The sequence below is a fragment of the Sphingobium sp. AP49 genome (assembly GCF_000281715.2).
GTDB lineage: Bacteria > Pseudomonadota > Alphaproteobacteria > Sphingomonadales > Sphingomonadaceae > Sphingobium.
On record NZ_CP124576.1, the window covers coordinates 2,478,132 to 2,497,854 of the forward strand.

At 64.8% G+C, this 19,723-nt stretch carries 13 protein-coding genes; 3 read left to right on the top strand and 10 right to left on the bottom strand.

The window, feature by feature from the left end; translation table 11 throughout:
- The first annotated feature begins 1 nt into the window (after nt 1).
- Nucleotides 2-1,684 (top strand): urocanate hydratase, encoded by a 1,683-nt coding sequence (gene hutU / locus PMI04_RS11950; protein ID WP_007705592.1) that lies wholly within the window; start codon nt 2-4, stop codon nt 1,682-1,684.
- An 8-nt stretch (nt 1,685-1,692) separates the two neighbouring features.
- On the opposite strand, the gene PMI04_RS11955 is transcribed toward hutU, so the two are convergent.
- From PMI04_RS11955 to PMI04_RS11990, 8 genes are all read right to left on the bottom strand, one after another.
- Nucleotides 1,693-2,922, bottom strand: coding sequence for a GGDEF domain-containing protein (locus tag PMI04_RS11955; protein WP_007705594.1), 1,230 nt, complete (start codon nt 2,920-2,922; stop codon nt 1,693-1,695).
- Nucleotides 2,923-2,995: 73 nt separating this feature from the next.
- Complete coding sequence (locus PMI04_RS11960) at nt 2,996-4,009, bottom strand: glycosyl hydrolase family 8 (protein ID WP_007705596.1); 1,014 nt, start codon at nt 4,007-4,009, stop codon at nt 2,996-2,998.
- The gene (locus PMI04_RS11965) at nt 3,999-4,463 is read right to left on the bottom strand and encodes a hypothetical protein (protein ID WP_007705598.1); all 465 of its coding nucleotides are present in this window, start codon (nt 4,461-4,463) and stop codon (nt 3,999-4,001) included. The genes PMI04_RS11960 and PMI04_RS11965 overlap by 11 nt, the downstream gene beginning before the upstream one ends.
- The gene (locus tag PMI04_RS11970) at nt 4,460-7,834 is read right to left on the bottom strand and encodes a cellulose biosynthesis protein BcsC (protein ID WP_007705601.1); all 3,375 of its coding nucleotides are present in this window, start codon (nt 7,832-7,834) and stop codon (nt 4,460-4,462) included. Before PMI04_RS11970 ends, PMI04_RS11965 begins: the two co-directional genes overlap by 4 nt.
- Nucleotides 7,831-12,195, bottom strand: a complete 4,365-nt coding sequence (bcsA, locus tag PMI04_RS11975) for a UDP-forming cellulose synthase catalytic subunit (RefSeq protein ID WP_007705604.1) — start codon at nt 12,193-12,195, stop codon at nt 7,831-7,833. Before bcsA ends, PMI04_RS11970 begins: the two co-directional genes overlap by 4 nt.
- Nucleotides 12,192-12,911, bottom strand: coding sequence for a cellulose synthase operon protein YhjQ/BcsQ (locus PMI04_RS11980; RefSeq protein ID WP_007705612.1), 720 nt, complete (start codon nt 12,909-12,911; stop codon nt 12,192-12,194). Before PMI04_RS11980 ends, bcsA begins: the two co-directional genes overlap by 4 nt.
- A complete protein-coding gene (locus PMI04_RS11985) occupies nt 12,911-13,342 on the bottom strand; it encodes a hypothetical protein (RefSeq protein WP_238535877.1) in 432 nt (143 codons plus the stop codon). The genes PMI04_RS11980 and PMI04_RS11985 overlap by 1 nt, the downstream gene beginning before the upstream one ends.
- Nucleotides 13,343-13,449: 107 nt before the next feature.
- The gene (locus PMI04_RS11990; protein ID WP_007705616.1) at nt 13,450-14,625 is read right to left on the bottom strand and encodes a MaoC family dehydratase N-terminal domain-containing protein; all 1,176 of its coding nucleotides are present in this window, start codon (nt 14,623-14,625) and stop codon (nt 13,450-13,452) included.
- A gap of 299 nt (nt 14,626-14,924) precedes the next feature.
- Between PMI04_RS11990 and PMI04_RS11995 the strand changes: the two genes are divergently transcribed.
- Together PMI04_RS11995 and PMI04_RS12000 are read left to right on the top strand one after the other, a co-directional pair.
- Nucleotides 14,925-16,562: an ABC-F family ATP-binding cassette domain-containing protein gene (locus PMI04_RS11995; RefSeq protein ID WP_007705618.1), complete on the top strand. Its 1,638-nt coding sequence runs from the start codon at nt 14,925-14,927 to the stop codon at nt 16,560-16,562.
- A gap of 52 nt (nt 16,563-16,614) precedes the next feature.
- Nucleotides 16,615-17,478, top strand: a complete 864-nt coding sequence (locus tag PMI04_RS12000; RefSeq protein WP_007705620.1) for an AraC family transcriptional regulator — start codon at nt 16,615-16,617, stop codon at nt 17,476-17,478.
- Here PMI04_RS12000 and PMI04_RS12005 read toward each other — a convergent pair.
- A complete protein-coding gene (locus tag PMI04_RS12005) occupies nt 17,475-18,509 on the bottom strand; it encodes a hypothetical protein (RefSeq protein ID WP_007705622.1) in 1,035 nt (344 codons plus the stop codon). The two genes, PMI04_RS12000 and PMI04_RS12005, sit on opposite strands and share 4 nt — an antisense overlap.
- A gap of 13 nt (nt 18,510-18,522) precedes the next feature.
- Nucleotides 18,523-19,668 carry a sulfotransferase gene (locus PMI04_RS12010; protein ID WP_202947598.1) on the bottom strand — a complete coding sequence of 382 codons (1,146 nt, stop codon included), beginning with the start codon at nt 19,666-19,668 and terminating at the stop codon, nt 18,523-18,525.
- Nucleotides 19,669-19,723 lie beyond the last annotated feature (55 nt).

The window sequence follows — 19,723 nt, forward strand, 5'->3', positions numbered from 1 at the left end:
CATGACCCGCTCGCGCGATGCCCGACTGGACAATAGCCGCATCATCCGTCCGGCGACGGGCACCCATCTCTCCGCCAGGAGTTGGCTCACCGAAGCGCCCCTGCGCATGCTGATGAACAACCTGCATCCCGATGTCGCCGAACGTCCGGAGGAACTGGTGGTGTATGGCGGTATCGGTCGCGCAGCGCGGGACTGGGCCAGCTACGACAATATCGTCGAAACGCTGCAGCGGCTGGAGGCGGACGAGACGCTGCTGATCCAGTCGGGCAAGCCAGTCGGGGTGTTCCGGACCCATGCCGACGCACCCCGCGTCCTGATCGCCAATTCCAATCTGGTGCCGCATTGGGCCACATGGGAGCATTTCAACGAACTGGATAGGCGCGGCCTGGCCATGTACGGCCAGATGACGGCCGGGTCCTGGATCTATATCGGCACCCAGGGCATCGTGCAGGGCACCTATGAGACATTCGTCGAAATGGGCCGCCAGCATCATGGCGGCGACCTCAGCGGAAAATGGCTGCTGACGGCGGGTCTGGGCGGCATGGGCGGGGCACAGCCGCTCGCAGCCGTCATGGCTGGCGCATCCTGCCTTGCGATCGAATGCCAGGCGAGCCGGATCGAGATGCGCCTGCGCACCGGCTATCTGGACGTTGCCGCCGCGACGATCGAAGAGGCCATGGCGATCATCGAGAAAAGCTGCGCGGACAAGAAACCGGTGTCGGTCGGGCTGCTCGGCAATGCGGCGGAAATCCTGCCGGAGATGTTTGCGCGCGGGATCCGCCCCGACCTGCTGACCGACCAGACCAGCGCCCATGACCCGGTCAATGGCTATCTCCCCGCCGGCTGGAGCGTGGCCGAATGGATCGACCGACGCGAGCGCGAGCCCGAAGCGGTGGCGAAGGCGGCCAAGGCGAGCATGGCCGTGCATGTCCAAGCGATGCTCGATTTCCAGGCCGCCGGCGTCCCGACGACGGACTATGGCAATAATATCCGCCAGATGGCGAAAGACGAAGGGGTCGAGAACGCTTTCGATTTCCCCGGGTTCGTGCCCGCCTATATCCGACCGCTTTTCTGTCGTGGCGTTGGACCGTTCCGCTGGGCGGCGCTCTCTGGCGATCCCGAGGACATCTACAAGACCGATGCCAAGGTGAAGGAATTGCTCCCCGACGATACGCATCTGCACAATTGGCTCGACATGGCACGGGAGAAGATCCGCTTCCAGGGCCTGCCCGCGCGCATCTGCTGGGTCGGTCTGGGAGACCGCCACCGCCTCGGCCTGGCCTTCAACGAGATGGTGGCGAACGGAGAACTCAAGGCGCCCGTGGTCATCGGCCGCGATCATCTCGACAGCGGCTCCGTCGCCTCGCCCAATCGCGAAACGGAAGCCATGCGCGACGGCAGCGACGCGGTGAGCGACTGGCCATTGCTGAACGCCCTCCTCAACACCGCGAGCGGCGCGACCTGGGTTTCGCTGCACCATGGCGGCGGGGTTGGCATGGGCTATTCCCAGCATTCGGGTATGGTCATAGTCGCAGACGGCACCGAGGATGCTGCGCGGCGGCTGGCCCGCGTGCTGTGGAACGATCCGGCGACCGGCGTGATGCGCCATGCCGATGCGGGCTATGACGTGGCGCTCGCCTGCGCCAGGGAAAATGGCCTCGACCTGCCGGGCATAACAGGCTGAACGGCGCGTCAGCCGATGCTGCCCGCCACATGCGCCTGAACGGCAGGTTGTCCAACCTGATAGAAAGCGAATTGCGCCTTGCCCGCTCTTTTCGAGCAATAGAGCGCGGCATCGGCATGCGCCGACAGCTCTTCCCAATTGTCGCCATTGTCGGGCGCCAACGCGATTCCGACGCTGACCGATATGTCCATGGCGGCCTGGTTGACCTCGTATGTGGCGCTCAACTGCCGGATAATGCGCCGTGCCAGCATTTCGGCTTCGCCCGGATGCCGCACGGGGCACTGGATCACGACAAATTCGTCTCCGCCCAGGCGGCCTACCATATCCTCGGTCCGCACCAGCCCGTTCAATCGATCGGCGACCTGGCGCAGCAGCGCGTCGCCGACCGGATGACCGAAGCGGTCGTTAATCCCCTTGAACCCGTCCAGGTCCAGGAAATGCAGCGCCATCGCATGCCGCCCCAGCATGACAGGCCGCATCTTTTCCTCAAAATGTTCGCGCAAATGCAAACGGTTCGGCAGTCCGGTCAGGGCATCCTTGCGCGCCAGATGCGACAATTCATGCTTCGTCGTCAGATGCTCGATCGACGACGCATAAAGATGCCACACGGTCTGGAGGCTCATCCCGGTGACGGTCGCCACCAGCACGCTCTCGATCAGGAATAGCTGGGCATGGAGGTCGATCCTCGCATCGCTGAAGGCATGGAGCGCCAGTCCGGCAATGGTTGGCACCGTGGCAAGCAGGAGCGCAGTGATGCAGATGACCGGGCGCCCGGCGATGCGCGAGACGACACCCGCGCCGAACGTGAAGACCAGGCTGACCGCTACCAGATGGGACAGGGGCGAATGGGTGGCCAATACCCGTATGTTGAACAGGGCGAGCACGAGCGCGAAGGCATAGGTTCCCCACGCATAGCGGCGTTCCCACCGCTGCAATGTCCGCATCGCCATGGTGGCCGGATCGCTCCGTTTGTAACCGGCAATGATCGCCAGCCTGCCCAGGGTAATGACCGCCGCGAGCACAGTCATCATACCGACCATGGAATCCCGCCACTGGAAGAAGAGCAGCAGGCCGAGCGCCACCAGGATGACACCCAGCCCCAAGATAGGGAAGGCCATGGTGAAAAGCGTCGCGACGAGATCCCGATAGACCGGCTCTGACAAGGACGTCGGCCGGCGCCAGCCGCGCCGGATGCCAAGCCGGCGCACGGCATCGCGAACTTCCCGCGCGATCGTCATGCCTCTTCTCCTTGCGACCAAACCCGATAGCGGGTCGCGAATTCTATGGCATTTTTGCCTTGTTTTCCATGTCTTACACTAATCTTCCAGCCAGCATTTGCAAGGAAGCAGCAAAATAGTCCGCAGAAAGGCTGGTGGGTGCAGGCAAGCCGAGCACCCCACCCGCGATCGCCATGCCACCAGCAGACAATGCGTAAGGCGCGACTTCACCGGACTGCACATCGACCCAGGCAGGAATAGGCTGGCGTTGCGCAACATAGCCACGCCAGAAATCACGAATGGGGGCCAGCAACGCCTCGCGCCGGCCCGCCTTGGCATAAAGTGGCACACGGACGGCATCGAAACCGAACCGGGCTGGCTTACCGGCCGCAGGGGACACGGCATCGTGACCTGTCACGTCGATCCAGTCGGTCGGCAGTGCCAGCGGACCAAAGCGCGCGGCTCCCAGCATCGCCTCGCCATCCCCGATCACGCGGCCCCAGGCGGCATCGCCATCCAGCCGGCGAAACGCGTCCAGCGCCGGCCAGACATAATAGGACGGGTTGAGCGTGACCGCCTCGGCCGTGACGAACCCCTGTATCCCGGGCAGCAGCAAATGCCGCCCATGCCGTTCAAGCACCAGATTATGCCGGATCGCGCTGCGAATGGCCTTCGATCGGGCGGCATAGGCCTCGTTCCGCCAGGTCCTGGCCGCTTCCGCCAAGATCCAGGCGATGACAAGATCCGCATCGGTCGCATTGTTGGGATCGGCAACCGGGTTCGGCTGACGAGGGTCGTACCGCCACGCATAAAGGGCCATGTCGGGCCTCGCGAGCGTCCTGTCGGTCCAGCCCAAAATCGTGTCGAACGCCGCCCGATCATCATTCCAAAAGGCCAGCGCGAGGCCATAGCTCTGCCCCTCGCTGTGGCTGACACCGCCGTTGCCATTGTCGACGATGCGCCCCGACGGATCGAGGAAACGCGCCTTGAACGTCTGCCAATCGACGCCGCTGGTCACATCCTTGCTCTTGCCCTGCCCTGCCCGGGCACAGGCGGCGGTAAGGACCAATCCCGCGCCCACCAGCAAGCCACGCCGGTCAACCGCCATGACGCAGGTCCATGACGCCGCCGCGCCAGCGGACCACGGACGTATGAATATGGGGGGCAGAACCCAGGGCGTGAAGCCACGCATCATAAGCACCGCACAACAAGGCTGGCGCCATGTCGGCCCAGCGGCCGTCGATATCGCCTTGCAGCGTTTCGGGCAGGCCCTGGTGATGGATCATGATGGCGTTCTCCGTCATTTCCAGTCGCGTTTCACCCCAACCCAACGTCTGCCACAGCCGGTTGATCCGTGACATGATCGCCGCTTCGTCCGAAATATCGCCCACCTGAAGCAAAGCGGCGATCCGGCGTCCAACGGCTGCGAAGAAAGCATCTGCCTGAACGCGACTTGCCGTCGCGAATATCTCGCTGCCGATCATCGCCGTGAGCAGCGCAAGACCATCGTCGGTCCAGTTGTCCGTCTCGGCGGGCTGATAGTCTAGGGCTTCGCGGATCACCGACTGCCTCCCAACGATTGCTTGATGCCAACCAGCGATTTGAACTCGTCATAGCTGCCGAAGGTATTGATGCCAATTTCACCGCCGACACGCGTGCTGGGACTGACACGATAATATATTGAGCCGTCCGCCGAAAGGGCAAAGCCGGTCTTGCTCAGACTGTCATAATAAGAGCGGACATCGCTATTCTGCGCTTTCAGCCCATCGAGTACCGCCTGCGCGGCCGGGTCGGTCGGGTAGATCGATACCTGGTCCTGATTATAGGATTGATAGCCCGGTGCCACGCCGGCCTTCACCTCCAGCAGGTCGGACGCATAGCTGTACCGGACGGGCAAGCTGATGCTGAAGAAGCTCTGGGGGCTGAAATAGCCGCCATGGCCATAGGTGAAGTAGTTCTGATTATTGTCAAAATCCTGATAGTTGACATTGATGCCCCCCACGATCGACGAGCGGTCGCCGCGATAGAAGGGCAGATAGCCACCGACATTCGCCTGCAAGCCGTGGTTCTTGCGCACGTCGGTGCCGGCATAGCGATAATAGGACAGGTCACCATAGATGCCCGCGCCATCCTGGTCATAGGAGAAGGACACGCCGCCGCCGGTCCGCATGACCTGGCCCCAGAATGCCCCGGTGACCGGATCGCGCGTCCCCGCATAGGACAGGACGCTGTCGGTCACCGGCTTGCGCTCGGCCCAGACGCGCGCGGTCGCATAGGGCGACAGGCGCGGACTGATGGCGGCACGCCAGGTGACTTCATTATCTTCAAAGCCAAGCGGCGTCGTGCCCAATTCCAGCTGCAACAGCGGCGTTTCATAGGCGGCCGACAAGGCCACGCCGGACGCATGCTGAGTCTGGGCGTTGACCAGTTGCGACGGCTGCTCGGCGACGATTCCCTGGGCTTCCGGCGTTGCATTGCGGCCAAAGCGCGCCAATGCCGACCCGGTCGGACGGCCGGAATCCAAGACCACGGCCTCGGCCTTCGCCTTGATCCGTCCGCCCCCCAGGCCGGTCGATATCTCGGCCGTTCCAGTCAATTCCTTCAATCCGCTCAGGCCGGTTTCCCCCGACCGCTCGCGATAGCCCGTGCGCAACTCGGCACGCGGCCCGCTCTCGCGCGTAAGCGTCTGGATTTCGGACTGGATGCGCGCCATCACCGGATCGCCCGAAACCACGCCGGGCGCGCTTGGCGCCGGTGCGGCGACGGACGCCGGCAAGGCTGGGCTACCAAAGCCGCCCCCCACAGGCGCCGACTGGGCCACGACCGCTGGCGCAAAGCCGCCGGTGTCGGTTACCGACTGGAAAGGCGCGAAGGCGGCGCCGGCGGGCACGGGCGCCGCTCCGGCCAAACGAGCGCCTGAACCCAGCGCGAACGGGTTGGCGGGTGGCTGGACCGGTGCGGCCGCCTGGTTACGAAACGGATTATTGCCCTGCATCGTCGCGGCGAAGGGATTGCTGGCGCTCAACGTCGCCGCGCCACTCTTGGCTGCATAGACCTCCTTCGCCCGCTTGAGATAGCGCAATGCCGCGCTTTCATCACCGCGCGCCTGCTCCATGCGGGCAGCGGCGAGATAGATTTCATAATCATCCGGCGCGACCTGCAGCGCCCGATCGATCGTACGCCGGGCCAGTTCGCGGTCGCCGGCGGCGCCAGCGGTTTCGATAAGACCCATCAGCGCGCCCCGGTCATCGGGCGACTGGGCCAGCAACATCTGATAGGTCTGCGCCGCCTGCGCCGGCATGCCGCCGGACTGATAGAGCCGGGCGAGCGCCGCCAGCACATCCTGGTTCCCCGGTGCTGCGTTCCAGGCCCCCTGCAGCAGGTCGAACGCAGCGGCATATTGGCCAGCCGTCCGCAACCGGTCCGCCTGCGCGGCCGCCATGATCCCGTTCATCCGCGCGATGACCCGCTGACCATCGGTGGAATTGCCGGCCAGTTGCGCGGCCCGCTGGATCGCGTTGGTGGCAAAGGCATCATGGCCGGTCTTGGCCAGCACCCGGACGATCGGCTCATAGCCTTGCGGATCGCTGATGTCCCCCGACAGTGCCTGCTGCGCCAGTTGCGCGGCGCCCGCCGTATCGCCCAGTTCGTACAGGGCGTCGGCAATCGCGGCCTGCTTGTCGGCGCTGATGCCGGGCGTGGCAGCGAGTTGGCGAAGCGCGCCCAGCGCTTCCCCTTGCCGGCCCTGTGCCGCCAGCGCCTTGGCCCGCTCGATCGCACCATCCACCTTCAACCCGACGGCAAAATGGCGCATCTGCGCCGTACGCTGCATCTCCGGAACACGCGCCATCAGTGCATCGGCAGCGCTCGCCCGCCCCATATCGGCATTCAGCAGGGCGGCGGCGTACAGCCAGTCGGGATCGTTGGAAGACCCGAGGGAATTCATCAACGATTCCGCTTCCGGCAGGCGTCGCCGCGCGGTCAGATAGCGGGCAAATTCGTAGCGGATCCACGGATCGCGCTGATCCAGCAGCAGGCCGGAATGAAATTCCTGTTCCGCCGTGACATCATCGCCCCGTGCAGCAGCGGCGAGCGCCCGATCCCGCGCCGCACGACTGGCAAGCCGTCCGTCGGACTGTTTTGCGCCCTCATTGGCCTGGCGATAGAGGTCAGCCGCATCGGCATAGCGTCCCTGACGCTCATAAATGTCTGCCAGCACTTCCAGTGCCGGCCCGCGTTGCGGATAACCCGAGCGGATCAGCCCCTCAACCTGAGCCTGCGCCTCGCCCAGCCGTCCCTGCGCCAGCGCGGCGCGTGCATCGGCCAGGCCAGCGAAGAAGCGCGCCGATGCCAATGCCTCGGCCCATTGCGACGGGCTTCCGCTACGCGAGGCCTCGTCCAGCAGGTCGCGCGCCTCACCGAAACGGGCCTGCCGCAAGCGTACCAACCCCAGGCCACCCAACGCATCGGCATCGCGGCGGTTTGACTGGACCGCACGCTCAAACGCGCGTTCCGCACCGTCGAGATCATTGGCCTCCAGCGCCTTGAACCCGGCCGCGCGCGATGCGCCACCGGTCGTGTTTGCCCGCTGGGGGGTGCTGCGGACAGCCGGCGTGGCAGACGCAGACGCAGACGGCGCGGTCGCGGGCGCCGGCTCCTCGCGACGCGGCTGCGCCTTGGGCGCCGGCGTGGGCATGGCAGGCGCGCGAGGCGCCGGCCCGGCCAACCCCTGGCGCGCCTGGGCATTGTCGGGATCGAGCGCCAAGGCGCGGCGAAACGCCTGGGCAGCCAGATCCTGGCGTCCCTTGCCCTGCCAGTAGCGCCCCTGCTGGATCAGCGCAGAAACACCGGGCACTTCGGCATGGGCCAGCGGCACCACGCCGGTCAGGGCAAGCAGCGCGCACGCAGCAAGCAGGCGGGTCGACCGGGTCATTCCTCTGCCCCCCCTTCCAGCCGGCGCCGTTGCTGGCGGCTCAGATACAGATAGAGCGGGCCGGCAAGGATCAACGCTGCCAGCAAGCCACAAGCCGCCATCAGCAGCGGGCGTCCGCTCAGCCAGAAGGCCGCCTTCATCCAGAAGGGCAGATAGCCGACCCAATAGCCCGGTCCGACCGCAAAGCTGCTCATGCCATCGCCATTGGTGACCGCCAGGTCGCCCTGGATCTGGGCATTGATCTTGGCATCGGCCATGCCGTCGACCAGTTGCGGCAGCGCACGCGGATCGTCTGCGAGCAGCGCGATCACGCTGCGCCCGCCCTCGAACGGGGATTCAAAGCCGACGATCCCGCTAAAACCCTCCGCTCCGGCCACAAAGTTCACGACCTCGTCATGATCGGCACGATCGAAAGGCGAGAAGAAGGCGAAGATACGCTGCACCGGCGTCGTTTCGGTCACGCGCAGACGGCCATCCATATAGCGCACCGGCGCAGCACCGAAGAGCTGCTCCGATCCGGCCACGCTGCTCGCCCCGATCACGATGATGTCCCGGCCCGACAGGCGATCGGCATCGACCGCGTTCGCCACCGTGACGGCGGTGGTTGCCGCGCCGGTGGAATCGCCCATCCGGCCCATCAGCGTCAGGAAAGCTTCGACCGCCCCCTGCGAAGGTTGCGCGCCCATGAGCACCGTCGTCTCGCCCAGGTCCGGACGGATCGTGAAGGGATAGCCAGCCCCCGCGAAGGTCGCCAGGTCAGGCATGTGCAGCGCATGATAGGCGCGGCTCAGGTCGATACTGCTGCTCGGCCGTACGCTGACACGGACATTTTCGGGCAGCGTGCCTTCGCACTTCTTCTTGTCGGCAATGATCAGATTATAGTCGAAGATCAGCTCATTCTGGCCGAACAGATTATAGCGCGGCAGGATCAGCGACGCACTGGAATCCCGGGAACTGGCCCCCTGCGCCCCGAACAGGCTGTCCCACCAGCCGGCACCAGCCAGCGGCAGGGTGCGCAGATACTGGTTATTGATCGACACGTCGAGGCGCGAGGCCCGCCGGTCCAGCCAGGGCGCTGCCGGATAGCGATAGCGCAGGTCCAGCCGTCCTCCCTGGCGCGGCCAGAAGAACAGATCGGGCGCCACGCGGAAGCGCGCCGACAATGGTCCAGGCGGCAGGCCCATGCCCTGCAGCGCATTGGCGTCCATGATCTCGCCTAACTGCACGGGGCGGTCGGTGCGCAGCCAGCGGGGCGCGGCGTAGCGGGCATAGGTCGGGATACGGACGCCGTCGAAGCTCATCTTCGCGCCGCCGAACACCCCCCGGCCGGTCGCGATCGCGGCCGCGGCCAGTTTCAGTTCCTGCTCATTGCGGCCCATCACCACCAGCAATTCGCCGAAGGGATCGCGCGGATTGCGGATAACGGTCGCGCTCGGCCCGGTGACCGGCAGGGTCAGGCCCGGGATCGCCCGATCGGCCGTCAGGAACAGGATCGCATTGCCCTGCGGGATCTGGTTGTAGAGCGGCTTGAACGAAAAGCCGCGATAGCTGGCCTGTGCGCCCAGCCATGAAGCGAGGCTGGCGGCGGCTTCCAGATCGCCGGCGCGCGGGTTGCCGGCAAAGACGAACGGCAGGCGCAGCGGCAAATTGTCGTGACGGTCAAAGAACGGCCCGGGCAAGCGGCTCAGATCCGGCGCGATCGGCAGGGTCTGGACGGTCAGGTCGAACCAGGAACGCACATTCGAGATATTGGCCCATAGCGAGCTATGAAACGGGTCTTCACAATCCCGGGCATAATGGCCGATCAGGCGCAGGTTCAGCTGGTTGTCACCGGGCAGGAACAGCGCGGGATTGACGGGAATGGTCAGGTTCTGACCACCCGCTTCGCTCGATCGCAGCGGGATCGTGCGCACCACTTCGCCGTTCAGCAGCACGACCAACTGGCTGAGGTCCCCCAGCATCGCGGGCGACCAGGCGAAATTCAGCGTCAGGCTGCTCTGGGTCACCACCTGATTGCGGCGCAGGCCAAAGGGGATGCCGATTTCGCCGCGTGTACCCGCCAGGCGGATGGGCGTCTTGAGCTGGAGATCGCGAAAGCTCAGGCGCTGCTGCTGTACGCCGGCCGTGGCTGCGGCGGGCGCGGCCGCAGGCGCACCCTGGGCCTGGCCCCGGCCCGGCATCATCAGCGACAGTGCCAATGCGGGCAATAGCGCCAAGGTGAGCATCGCCGCGCGCTTGGCCACCGCCGTGGCTTCCAGTCGGGCCTGCTTCTTCTGCTGGCGCCGCTCGCTGCGGTTCAGGCGGAACAGTCGTTTCAGTGTCATGAAATCCACCACGATAATATCCCACAGGGAATGCAGAGCGGACACCGGCTTGCGCGGCGCGACCGGCTCCCAAGCGTCGGCCCGGCCGAGAACGGCCCGCACCAGATGACGGGTCAGGACCATATCCAGTTCCTGGAATCGCAGATTGACCTCGCCCCGTTCGTAACGGACCGTGTCGACCGGAATGGTCAGCTTTTCATCGCCCATCGGCAATGAGACATGGGAGACATGGCGATCGCGCAGCGGAAAATCGGCCGGCACGGCAATCGCGACACCGCCCATCGAGATATCCAGCGTGGTCGCATCGATCACATGGCCATCGGCCATGTAGAGCGTGACCGGCAACTGGGTATCGATCCGGATATGCTCGCGGGCCTGCCGCGTCTCGCGCGCGACCGACACGGCCGCGATCAAGATGATCAGGCTGAACACGGCCCAGACGACATTGAGCACCAGCGTATCGGTCTGGATGTTGAACAGATGGGGGAAGAACACCCGCTTCACCACGCCCAGCAGCACCCCGAACAGGATCAGGCCAATGCAGATCATATGCGGCCGCACGGTCGAAAGATCGAAATAGGTGCGATCGAGCAGGCTGCCCTTGTCGGTCACGTTGAACTTGCCCTTGCGCGGCTGGAACATGGTCAGCACCGTGGGCTTGACCAGATGGAAGGCCAGGATCGTTTCGTAGATTTCACCCCAGAACGGGCGGCGGTCGCCCCCCTGGGTCAGCGCAGACGAGCTCATCGAACAGACCAGATGCGGCAGCGCATAGGCGAAGATCATCGATGCCGATGCGTGAATGATGTTCTGGCCAAAGATCAGATAGGCCAGCGGGCTGGTCAGGAACACGATCCTGGGCAGCGGAAACTGGAAATGCAGCATCGCGTTCAGGTAACACAGGCGCTGCTGCCAATTGAGGCCGCGCCCCAACAGCGGATTGTCGATCCGCAGGATCTGGGTCATGCCGCGCGCCCAGCGGATGCGCTGGCCGATGTGCAGCACCAGACGCTCGGTCGCCAGGCCTGCGGACAGGCGCGCGCCGATATAGGCGGTATTCCAGCCCATGCGCTGCAGCTTGAGCGCGGTATGCGCATCCTCGGTCACGGTCTCGCCGGCAAAGCCGTTGGTCTGGGCCAGCGCGTCGCGCCGGATGACGGCGCAGGAACCGCAGAAGAAGGTCGCGTTCCACAGATCGTTACCGGACTGGACGGCGCCATAGAAAAGGTCGCCTTCGCCCGGCAGGTCGCGCACCGTGCCCAGATTGCGCTGGGCCGGATCGGGGGAATAGAAATGGTGCGGCGTCTGCATCAGCGCCAGCTTGGGATCGCGCTGGAACCAGCCGACCGTCATCTGCAGGAAGGCGCGGGTAGGCACATGGTCGCAATCGAAGATCGCGATCAGTTCACCCTTCGTCTTCTTCATCGCGGCGTTCAGATTGCCCGCCTTGGCGTGCAGATTGTCGGCGCGGGTCAGATAGCCGCAACCCGCCTGGCGGGCAAAGGCCTGGAACTCCGGCCGGCGCCCGTCATCCAGGATGAAGACACGGAACCGATCGGCGGGATAATCCATGTCCATCGCCGCAAACACCGTGTTGCGGACGATCGCCAGGCTTTCATTATAGGTCGGGACATAGACATCGACGCACGGCCACTGGTCGGGCTCACCCTGAATTTCGACCGCTTCCCGGTCGAGCGGCCAGCCGGTCTGCAGAAACCCGAGGACCAGGATCAACCAGGCATAGGCTTCGGCCAGATACAGGCCGGAGCCAAGGAGAAATTCCGCAAAGGTCCCGAACTCCAGCGTCTGGGTCGTACGCCAGAACATGTAGCGGGTCGAAACGAGCATGGAGAGGATCGCCAGCACCAATAGGGTGCGCCGCGACCGCAAGCGCACGAGAATCATGGCGCCGATGATCGTAACGGCCGCGAATATCCATTGCGCTTCCAGATCGAGCGGCACGGTGACGGCCAGCAATGCGAACAGGATCGCAAATGCCATCAGCACCCAACCCCAGACCGGATGATGGCGGCTCATTGCGCGGCCGCCACGGCCGGATCGGCCAGTCCGCACTGCTGCTCGACCGAAATTGCCAGTTTGCGTAGGTCGCTCAAGACGACACTGGCCGGCGCGAACCGGGCGATCGGCTCGAACATCGCCGACGCCTCGTTCACCGCCTCGTCGCGACGGACCGTACCCAACAGCTTGCTACCGAATAATTCCCGCAGGAAGATATGGGTATGACGCGATAGCCTGTGGGTGTCGTCAAGATGGTTCAGCACAAAGCCGGTCTTGGGCAGGTCGATCGTCGGTGTCCCCGGTTCCACCTTGGGCAGCGCCGCAAGCGATCCCGGCCGGGGCTGCAACGTGCAGATATGCAGCGCCGCATAGGGCAGCAGCATGTCCTTGGTCTCGCGGTCGCCGGCGGCCACGTCGGCCACATAGATTTTTCGGGTTTCAAACGGCGAATGGTCTTTGCGCCCGATCAGGTCGATAAAATGCGGATCCCGGCACAGGCTCTGCGCGGAATAAAGGGCGACGCCCGACACCGCGATGGGATCGGCGCTGCCATCGTTCAGCTCGGGCAGGGATTGCGCCGGCGTCAGGCCGAAGAACAGCTTGAGCGCTTCCTGATAGGTGAAGTCGAGCGCGCTCACATCGTGCCCGCGCTGGGCCAGATGGATGGCGACCTGCGCGGCGATGAAGCTGGTGCCCACCCCGCCTTTTGGTGAATGGCAAAGGATCAGGGGCATCAATAATCTCGCTTCGGTGCGGATTGCGACAAATGGCCCAGGAAATCCCGAAGACTGCCCTTCGCGGAAACCGGGGCGGCCGGCTCGCCGGCACCATAGGCATCGAACATGCCAACGGGCGCACCGGGCTCTGACGGGGATGGATGGGGTTCGGCGCGGCGGGTGGACAGAGCCTCAGCCTCCCGCGCTTCAAGCGCCGTGAGCGGCTTTCCGACCACGCGCGGATCCGTCAGAACGGCCTCGAAAATCGGCCATAATTCCATGTCGGCAAAGGAATCGCTGAACTCGCGATAGCGAAAATCCCGGCGCCCCAGCCGGGCCAGAAGGCTTGCAGCATCTGCACGCATGGCCTTGGTCTCCCTGACAATACCGGAAAACCATAGGAGATAATGGTAAATAAAATCTTCACGATCGGCAAAAAGTTGCGCCACATCGAGTGATGGACGCGACGCACCGTTCGTCGTTGCAAAAAATAGCCCCGTGCGATCAAGAAGTTGCCCGTTGATCGCACGGGGATGGGATGATTTTGCCCTCTGCCCTATTTGCGCGGCAGCGCAACTTCCGCCTTGGCGGTGGCGAGTGTGGTGCCGCTTTGGTTGATCATGCGGCAATCAATCTGCACCACCTCCCGACCTTCATCGTCGGTGAACTTGTCTACGACCGTCCCCGTCATGATCGTGATGTCACCGGTAAAGGCAGGGCCGCGATAGGACGCGACGGAGTGGGTGACCATGCCCCACTCGCCGGCCCAGCCGGACAGATAGTCGACGATCCACGCGCCCATCGATGCGCCATAGCCATAAGCACGCGGCATGCCGATGAAGCGCGCCCAGCGCGGGAACAAATGCCCGCGCGACGGACCGAAATAGGCGCCATCGGTCAGTTCGGGATTGATCCGCTCCATCACCGGATCATTTTCATGCCCGGCCATTTCATCGACGAAGCCCAGGGCGGCGAGGTCCAGGTCGGTACGACGATGGGTGCCGCCCCAGATCGTGAACAGATAGGCGCGCCATTCGGTGGTGAAACTCGCGATGCTGTGCGGACCGATCACCCGTTCGGGCAGCGCATCGCCGATCGCCACATCATCCCAGTAGCGCTTGCCATGCCCCAGATCGTGCAACATCTGCACCCAGTTGAACTTGCGATCCTGGATCTCGGCCAGTTCCTTGTCGGTCCAGACCGGGTCCTCCGTCCCCTCCACCAGATCGTCCGTGGTCTTTTCGCGCCCGGCCTCGGCCAGATAGCGGATCGCGGTCGACCGCTGCTTGGCGATCAATTCGCCATTCTGGTTATAATAATTATTGTCGCCGCGCTGGAAACAGGTCGGGCCGGCGAACTTGGTATCCTTGACCGTATAATCGAACGGAATGCGCTCGTTATGGACCAGGTCGCCGCCGTGGATGCGCGGGCCGTAAAACCACCATTCGTCGCCACCAAACAGCAGGTGCGAATTGGGAATGGCGCCGACACAGGCCGGGCCAGCACCATGGCCATCGTCCATCGTGACGGCAAAGCTCTGGGGCGCGACCAGCTTGCCCCAACGCCCGTCCGCCGCATAATCGGCGTCATAATGCAGCAGGTTGGGATAGTGCATCGCCTGCGCCCAGCGGCGAATATCGTTGTTGTGGATCGGCTCGCGCATCCGTGCCGGCTGCATCGGCTTGCCGAGATACTGGTCGATATCCGAACAGTCGAAAATCATGGTGCTCACGGATCTGGTCCCCTCCGGCGATATATGCGTCTGGCCTGCCATGGCGGACGCGCGACCGGCCGCACAAGTGCGACACCGCGGTCGGCGGGCTTGTGCCGGCGCCCTTGGCCCAGCATTTTCCGCAGAAAAGCGTGGCTTTCATGTCCTTGATCGCGATACCGATGTTTGCCGTGACGGCGCGCGGCCTTGAACCGCTCGTCCATTCGGCCTAGATGGAGGTCCAGTTCGCAAACAAGAGGCCCCGCCCGTGGATTTCAACCTGACCGCAATGCCATTCCGCACCATTGCCAGGGAAATCCATGTTCATGCCCTCGATCCTCTGTTCCAATCTCACCTGGTCCACGCCTGACGGCCAGGCCGTCCTTTCCGGTCTAGACCTCCGTTTCCACAATGAACGCGCGGCCCTGGTCGGCCGCAATGGCGTCGGCAAGACGACCCTGTTGCGGCTGATCGCCGGCGATCAGGCCCCAACCAGCGGCAGCGTCACCGTCAATGGCACCGTCGCACGGTTGCGTCAGGCGGTACAGTTCGGCGCCGATCAGCGCATCGCCGACCTTTGGGAAGTGGCCGACGCCATCGACCTGCTCCGTCAGGCCGAAATCGGCGACGCCACAGCAGATCAGCTCGCCAAAGCGGACTGGACACTGGAAACGCGCATGGCCGCAGCATTGGATCGGGTCGGCCTCGACGCCGGACCGGACACGCTTTTGCGGTCATTATCGGGGGGACAGCGGACCCGCGCCGCATTGGCCGGCGCGATCCTCGACACACCCGATTTCCTGCTGCTGGACGAGCCGACCAACAATCTCGACCGTGCTGGACGTGCCGCCGTCGCCGATCTGGTTTCAGGATGGCATGCCGGCCTGATCCTGGTCAGCCATGATCGTGAACTGCTGGAACAGGTCGATGCGATCGTCGAACTGTCCGGCCTTGGCGCCCAGCGCTATGGCGGCAACTGGACCGATTATCGCGCGCGCAAGGCGGTGGAACTCGCCGCTGCCGCCCAGGAACTGGACAGCAGCGAGCGACAGGTGAAGCAGGCCGCGCGCAAGGCCCAGGTGGCAACCGAACGGCAGCAGCGCCGCGACGCGGCCGGCGCGCGCAAGGGCGCACGCGGCGACATGCCCCGTATCCTGATCGGTGCCCGCAAGAACCAGGCCGAAGCCTCCTCCGCAGCCAGCCGCCAGATCGCCGAACGGCTGCGTGACGCCGCCGAGGAGCAAGCCCGCGCCGCGCGCGACCGGGTCGAGATAGTGGAACCGATCCGCCTCGACCTGCCCTCGACCAGGCTGGCACCGGGCCGTACCATCCTTCGCCTTGACCATGTGACCGTCGGCCATGATCCCGAACGGCCATTGCTGTGCGATTTCAGTCTGCTGGTCGAAGGGCCGGAGCGGATCGCGATTGCCGGCCCCAACGGGTCGGGCAAGACCAGCCTCCTCGACACCATTGCCGGAACCCTGCCACCGCTCGCCGGCCATGTCCTGCGACCGGTCCCCCATGCGATGCTGGACCAGACCGTCGCGCTGCTCGATCCGGATCACTCGATCGCCGACAATTGCGCCCGGCTACATCCCGAACTGGATGACAATGCCTGCCGTGCCCTGCTCGCCGCCTTCCGTTTCCGGGGCGACGCGGCGCTGCAGCGGGTCGGTGCCCTCAGCGGCGGCCAGATGCTGCGTGCCGGCCTGGCCTGCGTGCTGGGCAGCGCACCGCCGCCGCTGTTGATCCTGGACGAACCGACCAACCATCTCGATCTCGACGCGATCGAAGCGGTGGAAGCCGGTCTGCGCGGTTATGACGGGGCCTTGCTGGTGGTCAGCCATGATGAACGCTTCCTCGATGCGATCGGCATTACCCGGCGGATCACCCTCCTGCCCCCCAATCAAGCGTCCGGATCGGGGGACCGATCAATCGCACGCCCGCAATTTTCCTGATGCGGGTCTCCGCGACCATGGCACTATGGCAGCGGACAGGATGGAGAGGCTGATGGCTCGCGCATCGCAGGAAAGCGCCTTTGCCCGGATCGAGGCGGATCTGGATTTCCCGGCCGCGCGGGTGCGCATGATCCGCTATCGGCAATCCGGGCCGGTTGACATCATCGGCGCGCCAAGCGGTTACCGGCTTGAACTTGGCCTGCTGCCACGGCCCCAAAGCGGCCAGGCCGGCTTTCCCGACCGTTGGGGCGCGACCCGGTTCGAGCCGATCGGCGAGATGTTCCTGGTGCCCCCGGGCGAGGCCATACGTGCACGGGGTGAAGCGATCGACCAGCTCGCGATCATCTGCGAGTTCGAGCCGGAGGCGCTGGCGCATCGGGGCGTACCCTGCCCGCCGGCCTCCAGCGCGGATCTGGGCCGCCATCTGGATATCGCCAGCCCGGCGATCAAGGCTTCGCTCCGTCGCATCCATGACGAGATCCGCAATCCAGGCTTCGCCAGCGATGCGCTGTGCGAATTGCTGGCGATGCAGGTGGCACTGGACCTTGCCCGCCATTGTCGCGCGGACGACAGCATTCCGGCCGGTGGCCTGGCCCCTTGGCGCCTGCGCCGCATCGACACCCGCCTGGCCGATGGGTCCGGCCCGCCCAGCCTGGATGAACTGGCCCGGCTGTGCGGCCTGTCGGTGCGACAGATGACGCGGGGCTACCGCGTCAGCCGCACCCGTTCGATCGGCGACGACATCGCCCGCCAACAGATTGCCCGCGCCCGGACCCTGCTCGCAGAATCCATGCCGGTAAAGCAGGTCGCACATGCGCTCGGCTTCGCTGCGCCGGCCAATTTCACCGCCGCCTTCACCCGTGCCACCGGGGAAACACCCCGCCAATACCGGCAGCGGATTGCCGCCGAACGCTAGCCGATCGCGATCGCTTCCGGCGTGGAGCGTTCCAGCATGCCATAGGCACTCTGCCCATCCCAGCGATAGCGCGCGCCGGTCTGCTGCAGGTTGAACCCACCCATGTCAGGATTGCCGATGCGAAAGGTCGACAATGCGGTCGCGCCCTCGATCCGGGCGATGCCCAATTCTGTCTCCAGTTCCAGCGAGGCGTCGTCGCCCTGCCCGATTGCCCGCGTCAGCCAGGGTGATCGCACCGCCCGCGCCGGGTACATGCGGCCATCCTGATAGACATAGCCCTCATTATAGCCGTCCGATCCGTCCTCGCGCGGCGGATAGGCGATATAGCCGAAGGCGCGGCCGTCGGGGAACAGCGCCGATTGCCAGCAATGCCCCCGAAAGCCGGCCAGCGGCCTTATGCTCTGGCGATGGATGCGCGAGCCCACGGCACGGAAATCCCGGGTCTGCCCGTCGATCTCCAGCCAGCCCTTGGCCCGGAACATCTGTTCGATCCGATAGCCCACGCCCATATTCGCCGCCTCGATCGCCGCCTCCGCCGACATCTTCGCAACCCGTTCGGGCGCATTGTCCTGTACCCAGGCCGGGGCAGCCATGCTGAGTTCCGCCTCGAACCGGATGGGACTGCGGCGGGACGGATCGACCGCCTGGCCAATCTGTGCCGCGACATCGCTGTCGACCGCCACGCCGTCGAAACCGACCGACCAGCGACGGAATGGCTCGATACAGCGAAAAACCAGCGGTCCCGCGCCCAGGATGCTCGGCTGCCCATCCGGGCCGATGGCCGATGGCGCGGCCCCGATATCGGCGGCATTGAGAACACGCCCGTCGGGAAAGGCGAAATTGGCCTGGAAACGGCGTTGCACCCAATTGCTGGCCTCCGCCTCGATACCAATGCGGGGAAAGCCGAAACTGCCATCCTCGGCGAACAGCCAGATCGATGCGCTTTCCCGCATTTCCGGATCGTCCGGCCGGGACGGGAACATCAGATCCTGCTCCGGGCGCAGCCCGCCGGTCCAGTCTTTCGCGGTCATTCTCATCTCCCCTTCAGGCCGTCGCGACATCCAGATCGAAGCGCCGGGCGTAGAAATCGAACCGGTCCCGCAGCCCCTGCCGGTCCAACCCGAACTCGGCGGGATCGACGCGATGCACACCATGTTTGTCGCGCGGGCTCGACGCCCGCCAGGCTGCGATCCGGGTCCGCGTCTCGTCGGTCAGTTCTTCGCCCATGAAGGCATAGAGCGCCGCCAGCACCGGATAGGGATCGCGCTGGACCGCCGCGAAATCGATGTCGAAGAAACGATGATCCTGCCCGCTATCGCGGAAGGCGATCATCCGCCGCATGCCGGTTTCGCAGAAATCGGCCGTCACCGCACCGATCCACGCCTTGTCGAGCCGGTCGGTGAAGGGCGCGCTGAGTTCGGCATAGAGATCGCTGACCGACGGGATCACATCCGCCACATTACGATGCGTCATCCAGAAGCGCGCGTCGGGAAACACCTGGTCGAGCGCGTCGATGAACAGGATATGGGTGGGGTTCTTCAACCGCCAGCGGCGCGGCGGACAATGCCATTGCAACAGCTTGAGCACCCGCTTCACATAGCTGTAGGTCGGCACCAGATCGGCCCGGTGGTTGAACCAGTCGATATAGGCGGGAATATGGGCGGTTGCCTGAAATAGCTGCGACTTGAAGTCGAACCCCATGAAGGTCTGGCATTCGGTCGGCGAGGTCGCCGTACTGGGTACCATCTGGCGCATGCGCGGAAAGAGGCGGTTGCGCTGTGCCATCGCCGCCTCCGCCTCTGCGATGCGGCGATCATCATATTGGGTAGCGCTCTCTGGCGGCGGACAGGGTTTGCGCCCTTCCCAGTTGCGGATCACGCGGACCGCGGGATCCTGCGCCAACATGCAGGACAAGGGCGTCGATCCGGTGCGCGGCAGTCCGAGGCCGATCAGCGGCGCGACGATCTGCTCCTCGTCAATTTCCGGATGCTGGCGATACCAATGTTCCACTTCCAGCCGGCTGGAAAGGAACGCGACGATCTGGGCATCGAACGCCGCGCGTCCAAGGTCGTTGAAGCCTGCTTCCGCATCCGCCGACGCGATGAGGATATCAAGCCCCTCGCGAAAACCATCCGCGCCGAAATCGGCCAGACCCGTCGCCTGACGAGCCTGGTCGATGAGCCGTGACATATGGTCCATCCTCGCATCCTCCCGCACGCCGCCACATCGACGCCCTGCTCCGGCA

What these genes read in the sequence shown, in the direction of transcription:
- PMI04_RS11955 (WP_007705594.1), bottom strand. Translation starts at nt 2,922, where the DNA reads ATGACGATCGCGCGGGAAGTTCGCGATGCCGTGCGCCGGCTTGGCATC.
- PMI04_RS11980 (WP_007705612.1), bottom strand. Translation starts at nt 12,911, where the DNA reads ATGCCCCTGATCCTTTGCCATTCACCAAAAGGCGGGGTGGGCACCAGC.
- PMI04_RS11995 (WP_007705618.1), top strand. Translation starts at nt 14,925, where the DNA reads ATGTTCATGCCCTCGATCCTCTGTTCCAATCTCACCTGGTCCACGCCT.
- PMI04_RS11960 (WP_007705596.1), bottom strand. Translation starts at nt 4,009, where the DNA reads ATGGCGGTTGACCGGCGTGGCTTGCTGGTGGGCGCGGGATTGGTCCTT.
- PMI04_RS11970 (WP_007705601.1), bottom strand. Translation starts at nt 7,834, where the DNA reads ATGACCCGGTCGACCCGCCTGCTTGCTGCGTGCGCGCTGCTTGCCCTG.
- hutU (WP_007705592.1), top strand. Translation starts at nt 2, where the DNA reads ATGACCCGCTCGCGCGATGCCCGACTGGACAATAGCCGCATCATCCGT.
- bcsA (WP_007705604.1), bottom strand. Translation starts at nt 12,195, where the DNA reads ATGAGCCGCCATCATCCGGTCTGGGGTTGGGTGCTGATGGCATTTGCG.
- PMI04_RS12000 (WP_007705620.1), top strand. Translation starts at nt 16,615, where the DNA reads ATGGCTCGCGCATCGCAGGAAAGCGCCTTTGCCCGGATCGAGGCGGAT.
- PMI04_RS12010 (WP_202947598.1), bottom strand. Translation starts at nt 19,668, where the DNA reads ATGTCACGGCTCATCGACCAGGCTCGTCAGGCGACGGGTCTGGCCGAT.
- PMI04_RS12005 (WP_007705622.1), bottom strand. Translation starts at nt 18,509, where the DNA reads ATGACCGCGAAAGACTGGACCGGCGGGCTGCGCCCGGAGCAGGATCTG.